The 13,098-nt window shown below is 65.6% G+C and carries 9 protein-coding genes; all 9 read left to right on the plus strand.

All coding sequences use genetic code 11. The features are described from left to right. Positions 1-71 precede the first annotated feature (71 nt). The 9 genes from murB to ligA all read left to right on the plus strand — a co-directional run bounded on the left by murB (position 72) and on the right by ligA (position 13,044). On the plus strand, positions 72-992 hold the full coding sequence (murB, locus tag FNV92_RS08725) for a UDP-N-acetylmuramate dehydrogenase (RefSeq protein WP_143841315.1): 921 nt from the start codon (positions 72-74) through the stop codon (positions 990-992). A 22-nt stretch (positions 993-1,014) separates the two neighbouring features. Continuing rightward, on the plus strand, positions 1,015-2,001 hold the full coding sequence (locus tag FNV92_RS08730; RefSeq protein WP_143841314.1) for a D-alanine--D-alanine ligase family protein: 987 nt from the start codon (positions 1,015-1,017) through the stop codon (positions 1,999-2,001). Positions 2,002-2,350: 349 nt separating this feature from the next. Continuing rightward, positions 2,351-3,385, plus strand: coding sequence for a cell division protein FtsQ/DivIB (locus FNV92_RS08735; RefSeq protein WP_143841313.1), 1,035 nt, complete (start codon positions 2,351-2,353; stop codon positions 3,383-3,385). Next, entirely contained in the window at positions 3,382-4,704 is a 1,323-nt protein-coding gene (gene ftsA, locus FNV92_RS08740; RefSeq protein WP_015684272.1) for a cell division protein FtsA, read from the plus strand. The genes FNV92_RS08735 and ftsA overlap by 4 nt, the downstream gene beginning before the upstream one ends. An 87-nt stretch (positions 4,705-4,791) precedes the next feature. Next, positions 4,792-6,585: a cell division protein FtsZ gene (gene ftsZ / locus FNV92_RS08745; protein ID WP_015684273.1), complete on the plus strand. Its 1,794-nt coding sequence runs from the start codon at positions 4,792-4,794 to the stop codon at positions 6,583-6,585. A 359-nt stretch (positions 6,586-6,944) separates the two neighbouring features. Further along, positions 6,945-7,907: a UDP-3-O-acyl-N-acetylglucosamine deacetylase gene (gene lpxC / locus FNV92_RS08750; RefSeq protein WP_143841312.1), complete on the plus strand. Its 963-nt coding sequence runs from the start codon at positions 6,945-6,947 to the stop codon at positions 7,905-7,907. A 258-nt stretch (positions 7,908-8,165) separates the two neighbouring features. Beyond that, positions 8,166-9,056: an outer membrane protein assembly factor BamD gene (locus tag FNV92_RS08755; RefSeq protein WP_143841311.1), complete on the plus strand. Its 891-nt coding sequence runs from the start codon at positions 8,166-8,168 to the stop codon at positions 9,054-9,056. Between the two features lie 13 nt (positions 9,057-9,069). Beyond that, a complete protein-coding gene (gene recN, locus FNV92_RS08760) occupies positions 9,070-10,740 on the plus strand; it encodes a DNA repair protein RecN (RefSeq protein ID WP_015684276.1) in 1,671 nt (556 codons plus the stop codon). Positions 10,741-10,896: 156 nt separating this feature from the next. Continuing rightward, the gene (gene ligA, locus FNV92_RS08765) at positions 10,897-13,044 is read left to right on the plus strand and encodes an NAD-dependent DNA ligase LigA (protein WP_143841310.1); all 2,148 of its coding nucleotides are present in this window, start codon (positions 10,897-10,899) and stop codon (positions 13,042-13,044) included. Positions 13,045-13,098 lie beyond the last annotated feature (54 nt).

Below are 13,098 nucleotides of genomic sequence, written 5' to 3' on the forward strand. Positions count from 1 at the left end.
AAGCCCAGGGCGCTGGCGGACAACTTCACACGGCGCAGTCTGAACCCAGGTCGCATGTCGGTCGACGCACGATGACCTTTCCCGACATCACGCCCGCTCTCAAAGCCGCGATGCCTGATCTCCGCGGCCGACTGCTCGCGAACCAGTCGCTTGCCGAGCTGACCTGGTTTCGCGTCGGCGGTCCCGCGCAGGTGCTGTTCACGCCCGCGGACGAGGACGATCTCGCCTATTTCCTCGCACACCTTGCGCACGACATCCCCGTTCATGTCGTCGGCGTCGGCTCCAACCTGATCGTGCGCGACGGCGGCATTGCGGGCGTGGTGATCCGTCTCGCGCCGCGCGCCTTTGGCGAGGCGAGCGCAAGCGGCGCGGTCGTCACGGCGGGCGCTGCCGCGCTCGACAAGCGTGTGGCGGAAGTCGCCGCATCCGCCAATATCGGCGGGCTCGAATTCTATTTCGGCATTCCCGGCACGATTGGCGGCGCGCTGCGCATGAATGCGGGTGCCAATGGCGGCGAGACCAAGGACGTGCTGATCGAGGCGCGAGGCGTCGGTCGTGATGGTACGAAACAAATCTTCTCCAACGCCGACATGAAATTCGTCTACCGCAACAGCGGCGTCGATCCCTCCATCATCTTCACGTCTGCGCGCTTTCGTGGGCAGATCAGGGATGCCGAGACGATCCGCGCGCGCATGGCGGAGGTACAGGCCCATCGCGAGACCGCGCAGCCGATCCGTGAAAAGACCGGCGGCTCGACCTTCAAGAATCCGCCGGGCCATTCCGCCTGGAAGCTGGTCGATGCCGCCGGCTGCCGCGGCCTGCGCGTCGGCGGCGCGCAGGTCTCGGAGATGCACTGCAATTTCCTGATCAACACGGGCGATGCCACTGCGCAGGATATCGAGACGCTCGGCGAGACCGTGCGCGAACGGGTGAAGGCAAATTCGGGAATTGAGCTACACTGGGAAATCAAGCGGATCGGAATTCACGGCTAACCTGGACAAGCGACGAGAGAACATGCGCATCACCATCCTCTTCGGCGGCACCAACCGCGAACGTCTGGTTTCGGTCGCCTCGGCCCAGGCTCTGCATCAGGCGCTGCCCGAGGCCGATCTGTGGTGGTGGGACGTCGAGGACAAGGTGCATGTGGTGCAGTCGAAGCAGCTGCTCGACCATGCCCGTCCCTTCGAGGACGAGTTCAAGCCGGGCACATCGGGCATTCCGCTGGCGCAGGCGCTCGACCAGGCCAAGGCCGAAGGCCGCGTGCTGGTGCTCGGCCTGCATGGTGGACGGGCGGAGAACGGCGAATTGCAGGTGATGTGCGAGACGCGCGGCGTACCCTTCACCGGCTCGGGCTCGGCCTCCTCGCATCTTGCCTTCGACAAAGTCGCGGCCAAGCGTTTCGCCGCGCTTGGCGGCGTGACCCCGCCGGCAAACGTCGCGCTGGACGAGATCGACGAGGCCTTCGCCGAATATGGCCGGCTGATCGCAAAGCCGGCACGCGACGGATCGAGCTACGGACTGATCTTCGTCAACGCCAGGCAGGACCTCGTCGCCGTCCGCAATGCGGCCAAGCACGAAGACTATGTGATCGAGCCCTACATCGCCGGCGTCGAGGCGACCTGCGGCGTGCTGGAGCGCCCCGATGGCTCGATCGTCTCGCTGCCGCCGATCGAGATCATTCCGGGCGAGGGCAATTTCGACTACGCGGCAAAATATCTCCTGAAGTCGACCCAGGAGATCTGCCCCGGCCGTTTCGCCCCCGAGATCACCGCCGCGCTGAAGGACCAGGCGATGCTGGTGCACCGGGCGATGTCCTGTACCGGCTATTCCCGCTCGGACTTCATCGTCTCGGACAAGGGGCTGGTCTATCTCGAGACCAACACGCTGCCGGGGCTGACCAAGTCCTCGCTCTACCCCAAGGCGCTGAAAGCCGAGGGCATCGAGTTCGTCGACTTCCTGCGCGGCCTGGTCGACCTCGCCGTGCGCGGCGTGCGTAAATAGTTAGGACTGGTTAACGGCCAAACCGGCGAAACGACCCGGTTTGGGGTCCAAATCCGGTAAAATGCCGGACATTGCGGCATAAATACCTCACTGGCTTCAGCAAAAAGCATCCCGCGTTAACGAACTTTACCTTTTGTTTACCAGGACATCCGAAGGTTAACGCTGGCGGCGCATATGGCGTTTTGGCTGCCGGCGCGTGAGCTGTTTCGGGTGATGTCACCTCCAGCGAACGCTTTGAACGGGAGAGGCTTCTTCTGCTGAAGACCAGTACCCGGCCCGGCAAGTTCGAGACGTCATGTTCGCCAGGATCCGCGCGGTGTCGCGGGGAAACTGTTGACGAGCTCGTGCAATGGATGGAGCAGGAAGCCTCACCCGGTCGTTCTTCAGATCGCTGAGGCCCCAAGCTGACCTGAAAGCGGCCGCTATCGGAGCGGTCGTGCTTCTGCGCGAGTGGGTTCAGGAGAAGCTCGACTCCAAGCGTGACCGCGCTGCCGCCCGAGCCAAGAGCAGGTCCAGCACCAAAGCCAGGCCCGTGGTCGAGCGCGAGCAGCCGCCGCGGCTGGTTGCGCTGGTCGAGCGCTATGCGCCGCGCCGGGTCGGGATCACCATGACCGTGCTGCTGCTGCTGGGAAGCTGCGGCTTCGGCATCGTCAAGGGCGGTCATCTTCAGGATTTCATCACGGCGGTCAGCGATGCCCGCAACGCGATGGCCAATTCCGCGGGCTTCCGCATCACCTCCGTCGTGATCAACGGCCGCAAGCAGCTCAGCCAGGACGAGATCCTCGCGGTCGGCGGCGTCAGCGGCCGTTCCTCGCTGCTGTTCCTCGACGCCGACGCCGTGCGCGACAAGCTCAAGGCCAATCCCTGGATCGCTGATGCGACCGTGCTGAAGCTCTATCCGGGCCGGCTGATGATCGACATCACCGAGCGTCAGGCGTTTGCGCTGTGGCAGGAGGCCGGCCGGCTCTCCGTCATCGCCGATGACGGCGCCGTGCTCGAACCATATGTGTCGCGCCGGTTCCTGTCGCTGCCGCTCGTGGTCGGCAAGGGAGCCGACACGCAGGCACGCGATTTCCTGGCTCTGCTGGCGCGCTATCCGCAGGTCAATTCGGTGACCAAGGCCGCGATCTATGTCGGCGAGCGGCGCTGGAACCTGAGGCTCAAGGACGGTCTCGATATCCGCCTGCCCGAGCAGGACGTCGGCAACGCGCTCGCGATGCTGTCCAGGCTCGACAAGGAGGACAGGCTGTTCTCGCGCGACATCGTCGCCGTCGACATGCGCCTGCCGGATCGCCTGGTGGTGCAGCTGTCCGACGACGCCGCCAAGGCGCGCGAAGATCTGTTCAAGGACAAGAAGAAGAAAAAGGCCGGGGACGCTGCATGACCGGTCTTGATCGCACCCAGACGCCGAAGACACGCCAGATGCCGCACAAGCGCGGCGGCCTGGTCGCCTGTCTCGACATCGGCACCAGCAAGATCGCCTGCATGATCGCGCGGCTGAAGCCGTCGGCGCCGAGCGACGCGTTGCGCGGCCGCACCCATGCGGTTGAACTGATCGGCTACAGCCAGATCCAGTCGCGCGGCATGAAGGCCGGCGCGGTGGTGGATCTTGCCGAATGCGAGCAGGGGGTCCGCCAGGCCGTTGGACTTGCTGAGAAAATGGCCAAGGTGCGGGTCGATTCCGTGCTGCTGTCGGTGTCCGGTGGCCGGCTCTCCGGCCAGCTGGTCGAAGCCGCGGCCGACATTCGCGGCGGCGCCGTGACGCCGGCCGACGTCAGCCGCGTCACCTCCACCGGCATGCGCCACGCCACCGGCGAAGGCCGCACCGTGCTGCACGCACTGCCGGTCGGCTACACGCTCGATGGCGTCAAGGGCATCCGCGATCCCCGCGGCATGGTCGCCCACCAGTTCGGCGTCGACATGAACGTCGTCACCTGCGACGCCACCGTGGCGCGGAATCTGATGCTGGCGGTGGAACGCTGCCACATCAACGTCGAAGCCATGGCGGCGAGCCCCTATGTGGCCGGCCTGTCAGTGCTGACCGACGACGAGGCCGATCTCGGCGCCGCCGTCGTCGAGATGGGCGCAGGCACCACCACCATCGCGGTCTATGCCGGCGGCCGTTTCGTGCACGCGGCGGGTTTTGCGGTCGGCGGGCAACACATCACGATGGATCTCGCGCGCGGACTCTCGGCGACCATTGCCGATGCCGAGCGAATCAAGACGTTATACGGGACCGTCATCACCGGCGGATCGGACTCGCGTGAGCTGATGTCTGTACCGACAGCCGGTGACGAGCAGGATCTGCCACAGATCGTCTCCCGCGCGACCATCGCCAATATCGTCAAGCACCGTGCCGAGGAAGTCTTCGAAATGGTTCGGGACAAGCTGAAGGATTCGCCCTTCGCCTCAGAGCCGAACGGCCGCGTCGTGCTCTCGGGCGGCGCCTCCCAGCTCACCGGCCTCGTCGAACTCGGCACGCAAATTCTCGGCCGGCCCGTGCGGGTCGGACGTCCGCTCGGTTTTGGTCGGCTGCCCAACGAGGCGAAGAACGCCGCGTTCGCGGTGCCGGCCGGTCTCCTTGTCTACCCGCAATATGTTCACCAGGAACATGTCGAACCGCGGCATACGCGGCAGCAGGTCAGGACAGGGACCGGCGGTTATTTCGGAAAGGTCGGACGATGGCTACGCGAGGGCTTCTGATGACCGATTTCCGCAATTCCCGACTTTCATCAACTCCCGCGGCCGCCGGCCGGGGCGAACCCACGCGCGCGTGATCGAGAGGCAAACATGACCATCAGCATCAATGTTCCTGATATTCACGAACTGAAGCCCCGGATCACCGTGTTCGGCGTCGGCGGCGCCGGTGGCAACGCCGTCAACAACATGATCACGGCGGGCCTGCAGGGCGTCGACTTCGTGGTCGCCAACACCGACGCGCAGGCGCTGACGATGTCGAAGGCGCAGCGCATCGTGCAGATGGGCACGGCGGCAACGCAGGGCCTTGGCGCAGGCTCGCAGCCGGTGGTCGGCGCGGCCGCGGCCGAAGAGGTGATGGACGAACTCCGCGACCATCTCTCCGGCGCCAACATGGTATTCGTCACCGCCGGCATGGGCGGCGGCACCGGTACAGGTGCTGCTCCCGTCATCGCCAAGATCGCGCGCGAGATGGGCATCCTCACCGTCGGTGTCGTGACCAAGCCCTTCCACTTCGAAGGCCAGCGCCGCATGCGCACCGCTGAAGCCGGCATCAGCGAGCTTCACAAGGTCGTCGATACGCTCCTGATCATCCCGAACCAGAACCTGTTCCGGGTCGCCAACGAGAAGACCACCTTCGCCGACGCCTTCGCGATGGCCGACCAGGTGCTGTACTCCGGCGTTGCCTGCATCACCGACCTGATGGTCAAGGAAGGCCTGATCAACCTCGACTTCGCCGACGTGAGAGCGGTGATGAAGGAAATGGGCAAGGCGATGATGGGGACGGGCGAGGCGTCCGGCGACAAGCGCGCGCTGACCGCCGCTGAAGCTGCGATCGCCAACCCGCTGATCGATGACAGCTCGATGAAGGGCGCCAAGGGCCTCCTCATCTCCATCACCGGCGGCAAGGACCTCACGCTGTTCGAGGTCGATGAAGCCGCGACCCGCATCCGCGAGGAAGTCGACCAGGATGCCAACATCATCGTCGGCGCAACCTTCGACGAAGCGCTCGACGGCCTGATCCGCGTCTCGGTCGTTGCCACCGGCATCGAGCAGGCTGCGATCGCCCGCAACAGCCAGGCCACCAGCGCTCCGGTTGCGAACGCGGCGGCGCCGCAGGTGCAGCAGGCTCCCGCAGCTCCGGCGGTTGCCGCCGAGAGCCGTCTTGCCGACCTGACCGCGCGGCTCCGCGCCGACAACCAGCGGCTGGCCGAGCGTGCCCAGAAACTGGAAGGTCAAATCCCGGCCGCCACGTCCGCGCCTGTTGCGCCGCGTCCGAATGTCGAGCGTGCGGCGCTCGCGGCGATCGCCGCCGCGGTTGCGGACGTTCCGCAGGCGCCCGCGCCGATGCAGACCTATGGCGACGTCACCGTGCGCCCGATTGCGCAGAAGCCGACGCTGTTCCCGGAGCCCGAGCAGGCGCCGATGGCCATGCATGAGCCGATGACGCCAGAAACCTTCATTCCGCCGCAGGCCGAGCGTGCGCCGATGCGTACGCCGCGGATGCCGCGGATCGAGGAACTGCCGATGCCGGCCCAGGCCGAGCTTCGTCAGGCCCGCGGCGAGGTTGAAGAAGAGACCCCGCAGAAGAGCCGCCTGTCGCTGCTCCAGCGCCTCGCCAATGTCGGCCTCGGCCGCCGCGACGAGGAGAGCGAGGCGCCGATCGCTGCCCGCACCGCCGGTCCCGCGATGCCGCCGCTGCCCGATCGCCGGCCGCAGAAGAGCGTGGCGCAGCAGATCGCAGCCACCGAGCCGGTATCAGAGTATGCCCGTCGTCCCGCGCCGCAGGGCCTGGACATGCATGGCCGCCCGGCGCCTGTTGCGCCGGCGCCACAGGGCGACGACCATCTTGATATCCCGGCCTTCCTGCGGCGTCAGGCGACCTGAGGATTGTTACAATAAGGCAGACGAAAAAAGGTCCCGGCGGGAAGCTTGCCGGGACCTTTCCTTTGGTCTCGCAAATATCCGGATGGCGCGCTCAAGCAACTGATTTTAAATCATTAATTACTGGTTCGGTGGTTCAGTAAAGCTGCTGATATCGGCCCCGAAACTCGGCGCAATTTGGTTAAGCCTTGGCGCGAATACGGCAGGTTTGGGGTAACAATCGGTAAAAAAGCGTGAGTTGGCGCTGTTTGAGGCAGTGATTATGGTTTGCCGTGACTTGGGGATACTGAGATTCGGACGGTCGATCTCGATCAGTCGGGTTCAGTATAAGTCGCAGTGGGTCGTAGTGGGGCGGGTTCCTGATGAAATTTAGCCGGCAAACAACGCTTCGTGCGCAAGCCACCGTGGCCGGCGTCGGCGTTCATTCCGGTCTTCCCGTCACCCTCACGCTGGGACCTGCACCTGTTGACGCAGGTTTTATTTTTGTCCGCACCGGCCTTGAGGGAAGTGACCGCGAAGTCCAGGCGACCGCCGATCAGGTGATCGCGACCGATTTTGCCACCGTCCTCGGTGATCGCAGCGGTCCGCTGGTGTCCACCGCCGAGCATGTGCTCGCTGCGCTGCGTGGCATGGGCGTCGACAACGCCACCATCGAGATCGACGGCCCGGAAGTGCCGATCATGGACGGCAGCGCCGCTGCCTTTGTTGCGGCGATCGACCAGGCGGGCATCGTCAATCAGCCGGCGCAGCGCCGTTTCATTCAGGTTTTGAAGCCGGTCTCGGTCAAGATCGGCGACTCCTTCGGCGAGATCCGGCCTTATGCCAATGGGTTCCGCGCCGAGGTCGAGATCGACTTCACCAATCCCGTGATCGGCCAGCAGAGCTACGATATCGACCTGAGCCCGGAACGCTTCCGCCGCGAAGTCGGCCGCGCCCGGACGTTTGGACTGATGTGCGACGTCGCGCGGCTGTGGAGCGCGGGTTACGCCCTCGGCGCCTCCTTCGACAACACCGTCGTGTTCGACGACGAGCGGCTGCTCAACACCGAGGGCCTGCGCTACGCCGACGAATGCGTTCGCCACAAGGTGCTGGACGTGATCGGCGACCTCGCGCTGGCCGGCCTGCCGCTGCTTGGCGCCTACCGCTCGCGCCGTGGCGGCCACAAGCTCAACCATGCTGTGCTGACCGCGCTGCTCGCCGATCGTACCGCCTGGCGGGTGGTTGAGGGCGAGGCAGCCCGCCGCACCACGCGTCCCGTGGCCGAAACCGGTCGCAGCATCGTCGGCGGCCGGATCGCTGCGGCCTACGGCCCGGACGTGTCCTGACAGCTCTGCTGTCCCGGCATCCGCTGCCCCCGGCACGGCTGCGGAATTAACCCGGGAAACTCCTGGTAACGATGATCGGCTAGGATTGCGGCGCGTTCGCCTTAATCCGGGCGAAATGCCTGCCTATCCGGTTGGTTAGAGATCGTTTTTCGGTTACAGCGGCGTGGTCGCATGGCAGGCACCACGGTTACATTTCGCGCCCATGACGGGGTCATGGGCAGGCGAGCACCGCACCACAGGGCGTCAGGGCTTAAACTCATGTCGGCACAGCGTATGACGCGCGGATATCTGTCGGTCTCCTCGCGAGCCCGTGGGCTGCTTCAGGCCGCCATCTTTGTCGTGCTCGCGCTGCCGCTGGCCGGCTGCGGCACCGGCTCGCTCTGGGACAAGTTCACCGCCAAGGACGACACCTTCGTCGAGGAGCCCGCCGACAAGATCTACAATGAGGGCCTGTACCTCATGAACGAGAAGAAGGACATGAAGGCGGCGAACAAGAAGTTCGAAGAGGTCGACCGCCAGCATCCTTATTCCGACTGGGCCCGCAAATCGCTGCTGATGTCGGCCTACGCGTCTTACCAGGGCGGCGACTTCGACGGCTGCATCGGCGCCGCGACCCGCTACGTCACGCTGCATCCCGGCAGCCCGGACGCGGCCTATGCGCAATACCTGATCGCCGCCTCGCATTACGACCAGATCCCGGACATCAGCCGCGACCAGGCCCGCACCGAGAAAGCGATCGCCGCGCTCGAAGAGGTGGTGCGCAAATATCCGACGTCCGAATATGCGACCTCGGCCAAGGCCAAGATCGAAGGCGCGCGCGACCAGCTCGCCGGCAAGGAAATGAACGTCGGCCGCTACTACATGCAGAAGCGCGACTACACGGCGGCGATCAACCGCTACAAGGCCGTCGTGACGCAGTACCAGACCACCCGCCACGTCGAGGAAGCGCTGTTCCGGCTGACCGAGGCCTATATGGCGATCGGCATCGTCGGCGAGGCGCAGACGGCGGCCGCCGTGCTTGGGCACAATTTTCCTGACAGCCGCTGGTACAAGGACGCCTATAATCTTGTAAAATCCGGCGGTCTCGAACCGAGCGAGAATCAGGGGTCCTGGATAAGCCGGACCTTCAAGAAGATTGGTCTCGGCTAGGAAATTTGATTCCATGCTGGCGCGTCTGTCGATCCGTGACATCGTCCTGATCGAACGGCTCGATATCGAATTCGCCACCGGACTTGCGGTTTTGACCGGCGAGACCGGTGCGGGCAAATCCATCCTGCTCGATGCCTTTGCGCTGGCGCTCGGCGGCCGTGGCGACGCCGGACTCGTGCGCCACGGCGCGGAGCAGGGGCAGGTCACTGCCGTGTTCGATATCCCCAAGAATCACCCCGCGACGACGATTCTGGCCGAGAACGGCCTCGATGACACCGGTGAGATGATTCTCCGCCGGGTGCAGCTCGCCGACGGCCGCACCCGCGCCTTCATCAACGACCAGTCGATCAGCGTGCAGACGCTGAAGGCGGTCGGCACCGCTCTGGTCGAGATCCACGGCCAGCACGACGAGCGCGCGCTGGTCGATGCCGCCACCCACCGCCGCCTGCTGGATGCCTTTGCCGGGCTCGAAAAGGACGTTGCTGCCGTCGAATCGCTCTGGGATGCGCGCCGCACCGCCAACACCGCGCTGGAAGAGCATCGCGCCGGCATGGAGCGCGCCGCGCGCGAGGCGGACTATCTGCGCCACGCCTCCGACGAGCTGAAGCAGCTCGCGCCCAAGGATGGCGAGGAGACCTCGCTGGCGTCCCGCCGCACCACCATGATGCAGGGCGAGAAGATCGCCTCCGACCTGCGCGAGGCGCAGGAGGTCGTCGGCGGCCACAACTCGCCGGTTGCGGCCCTCGCGGCCGCCGTCCGCCGGCTGGAGCGCCGCGGCGTCAATTCGCCGGCGCTGGTCGAGCCCGCGGTGAAGGCGATCGACATCGCGATCAACGCGCTGGAGGAAGCCGACCAGCATCTCCAGGCCGCGCTCGCCGCGACCGATTTCGATCCGTCCGAGCTCGAGCGCATCGAGGAGCGGCTGTTCAGCTTGCGCGCCGCCTCGCGCAAATATTCGACGCCGGTCGATGGGCTTGCCGCGCTTGCCGCCAAATACGCCGCCGATGTCGTGCTGATCGATGCCGGCGCCTCGCGGTTGAAGAAGCTGGAGCAGGCCGCGATCGAGGCAGATGGCCGCTATGCGGCCGCCGCCAAGAAGCTGTCGCTGGCGCGGCAGAAGTCGGCCGAGAAGCTCAACAAGGCCGTCAATGCCGAACTCGCGCCGCTCAAGCTCGACCGCGCCAGGTTCATGACCCAGGTCGCGACCGACGAGGCGGCGCCGGGCCCGCAGGGTTTCGACCGCGTCGAGTTCTGGGTGCAGACCAATCCGGGCACCAAGCCGGGTCCGATGATGAAGGTCGCCTCCGGCGGCGAGCTCTCGCGCTTCCTGCTGGCGCTCAAGGTCGTGTTGTCCGACCGCGGCTCGGCGCCGACGCTCGTCTTCGACGAAATCGACACCGGCGTCGGCGGCGCGGTCGCGGATGCCATCGGCGCCCGGCTGGCGCGGCTGGCCGGCAAGGTGCAGGTGATGGCCGTCACCCATGCCCCTCAGGTTGCCGCCCGTGCCGACCAGCATTTGCTGATCTCGAAGGACGCGCTGGACAAGGGCAAGCGCGTCGCCACCCGCGTCAACACACTGGCCGCCGACCACCGCCGCGAAGAGATCGCCCGCATGCTCGCCGGCGCCGAGATCACCGCCGAGGCGAGGGCGGCCGCGGACCGGTTGCTCAAGGCGGCAAGCTAGACTTCATGTCCCGGACGCGCGAAGCGCGAGTCGGGACCCAGGCTTTTCGCCCAATGGACCCCGGCTCAGCAGCGTAACGCTCCGCGCTGCGCTGCGTCCGGGGCACCAAACTGTAACGTCTTTACCCTCCCGCCCGCTCCGTCGTATCCAAGCACCATGGCAAGAGCAGCAAAATCAAAACCGCTCCGTGACGTCGCCGACCTCACCAAGGCGCAAGCCAAGGTCGAGCATATGCGGCTGGCGCTCGAGATCGAGGGTCACAACGAACGCTATTATCAGGAGGACGCGCCCACCGTCACCGACGCGGAATACGACGCGTTGCGCCAGCGCTTCAACGCGATCGAGAAGCGCTTCCCGGAATTCGTCAGCGCGGAATCACCCTCGCAGAAGGTCGGCGCGGCGCCGTCGGGGCGTTTCAGGAAGGTGCGGCATTCCGCTCCCATGCTGTCGCTCGACAATGCCTTTGCCGAGGAGGACGTGCGCGACTTCGTCGGGCGCATCGTGCGCTTCCTGAAGCTCGACGACGACAAGGTCGACTTCTCCGCGGAGCCGAAGATCGACGGCCTTTCGATGTCGCTGCGCTACGAGGGCGGCGAACTCGTCACCGCGGCGACGCGCGGCGACGGTTCGGAGGGCGAGGATGTCACCGCCAACATTCGCACGCTCGAGGACGTGCCGCAGAAGCTGAAGGGACGCAACGTTCCTGATGTCTGCGAGGTGCGCGGCGAGGTCTACATGACCAAGAAGGCGTTCCTTGCGCTCAACGAGCGACAGAAGGCCGAAGGCAGCACGATCTTTGCCAATCCGCGCAACTCGGCCGCTGGCTCGCTCCGGCAGAAGGATCCGACCATCACGGCCTCGCGCCCGCTCGGGTTCTTCGCCTACGCCTGGGGCGAGATGAGCGCGATGCCGGAGGAGACGCAAAGCGGCATGATCCACTGGTTCGAGCGTTGCGGCTTCAGGACCAATCCGCTGACGAAGCTGTGCCATTCGGTCGAGGAGCTGATCGCGTTCCATCAGAGCATCGAGGAAGAGCGCGCGAAGCTCTACTACGACATCGACGGCGTGGTCTACAAGGTCGACCGCATCGACTGGCAGGAGCGGCTCGGTTTCGTCTCGCGCACGCCGCGCTGGGCCATCGCGCATAAATTCCCGGCCGAGCGCGCCATGACGGTGCTGCGTGACATCGAGATCCAGGTCGGCCGCACCGGCTCGTTCACGCCGGTGGGCAAGCTCGAGCCCGTCGGCGTCGGCGGCGTGATCGTGCAGAACGTCACGCTGCACAACGAGGACTACATCAAGGGCGTCGGCAACAAGGGCGAGGTGTTGCGCGAGGGCCGCGACATCCGGATCGGCGACACCGTCGTGATCCAGCGTGCCGGCGACGTCATTCCGCAAATCGTCGACGTCGTCCTCGACAAGCGGCCGAAGAGCGCCAGGGAGTATCACTTCCCGAAGAAGTGCCCGTGCCCGCTGCACACCGACGTCGTGCGCGGGGCGACGGCCGCCGGCGAGGAAGAATCCCGCGCCCGCTGCACCGGCGAGTTCGCCTGCCCCTATCAGAAGATCGAGCATCTCAAGCTGTTCGTGTCGCGGCGCGCCTTCGACATCGACGGTCTCGGAGAGAAGCAGCTGCAGTATTTCTTCGACGAAGGATGGGTCAACGAGCCCGCCGATATCTTCACGCTCGAGAAGCGCAATTCGAAGCTCAAGCTGGAGGAGATCGAGGGCTACGGCGAGACCTCGGTGCGCAATCTGTTCGGCGCCATCGAGAGCCGCCGCAGGATCGCGCTGGAGCGCTTCGTCTACGCGCTCGGCATGCGCCATGTCGGCGAGACCACGGCGCTGGCGCTGGCGCGCGGCTACGGCTCCTGGAATGCCTTCCACGACGCCTGCCTCAAGGTCGCCAAGGGCGACGAGGAGGCGATGGCGGAGATGGACGCGCTCGACCAGATCGGCGAGACCGTGATCAAGAGCATCGCGGACTATTTCGGCGAGAGCCACAACCGCGGCATCGTCGAGCGGCTGACCAGGGAGGTCGAGATCGTCGACGCCGAGAAGCCGAAGAGCAACTCGGCCGTCGCCGGCAAGACCGTGGTATTCACGGGCTCGCTGGAAAAGATGACACGCGACGAGGCCAAGGCGACCGCAGAGCGGCTCGGCGCGAAGGTCTCGGGATCGGTCTCCAAGAAGACCGATCTCGTCGTCGCAGGACCTGGTGCAGGTTCGAAGCTCGCTGAGGCCAACAAGCACGGCGTCAAGGTGTTGACCGAGGACGAGTGGCTGACGCTGATCGGGGAGTGAGGGGCTCTCGGCGTCATTGCGAGGAGCGAAGCGACGAAGCAATCCAGACCCACG

Source organism: Bradyrhizobium cosmicum (assembly GCF_007290395.2).
Lineage (GTDB): Bacteria > Pseudomonadota > Alphaproteobacteria > Rhizobiales > Xanthobacteraceae > Bradyrhizobium > Bradyrhizobium cosmicum.

What these genes read in the sequence shown, in the direction of transcription:
- murB (WP_143841315.1), top strand. Translation starts at nt 72, where the DNA reads ATGACCTTTCCCGACATCACGCCCGCTCTCAAAGCCGCGATGCCTGAT.
- FNV92_RS08730 (WP_143841314.1), top strand. Translation starts at nt 1,015, where the DNA reads ATGCGCATCACCATCCTCTTCGGCGGCACCAACCGCGAACGTCTGGTT.
- FNV92_RS08735 (WP_143841313.1), top strand. Translation starts at nt 2,351, where the DNA reads ATGGATGGAGCAGGAAGCCTCACCCGGTCGTTCTTCAGATCGCTGAGG.
- ftsA (WP_015684272.1), top strand. Translation starts at nt 3,382, where the DNA reads ATGACCGGTCTTGATCGCACCCAGACGCCGAAGACACGCCAGATGCCG.
- ftsZ (WP_015684273.1), top strand. Translation starts at nt 4,792, where the DNA reads ATGACCATCAGCATCAATGTTCCTGATATTCACGAACTGAAGCCCCGG.
- lpxC (WP_143841312.1), top strand. Translation starts at nt 6,945, where the DNA reads ATGAAATTTAGCCGGCAAACAACGCTTCGTGCGCAAGCCACCGTGGCC.
- FNV92_RS08755 (WP_143841311.1), top strand. Translation starts at nt 8,166, where the DNA reads ATGTCGGCACAGCGTATGACGCGCGGATATCTGTCGGTCTCCTCGCGA.
- recN (WP_015684276.1), top strand. Translation starts at nt 9,070, where the DNA reads ATGCTGGCGCGTCTGTCGATCCGTGACATCGTCCTGATCGAACGGCTC.
- ligA (WP_143841310.1), top strand. Translation starts at nt 10,897, where the DNA reads ATGGCAAGAGCAGCAAAATCAAAACCGCTCCGTGACGTCGCCGACCTC.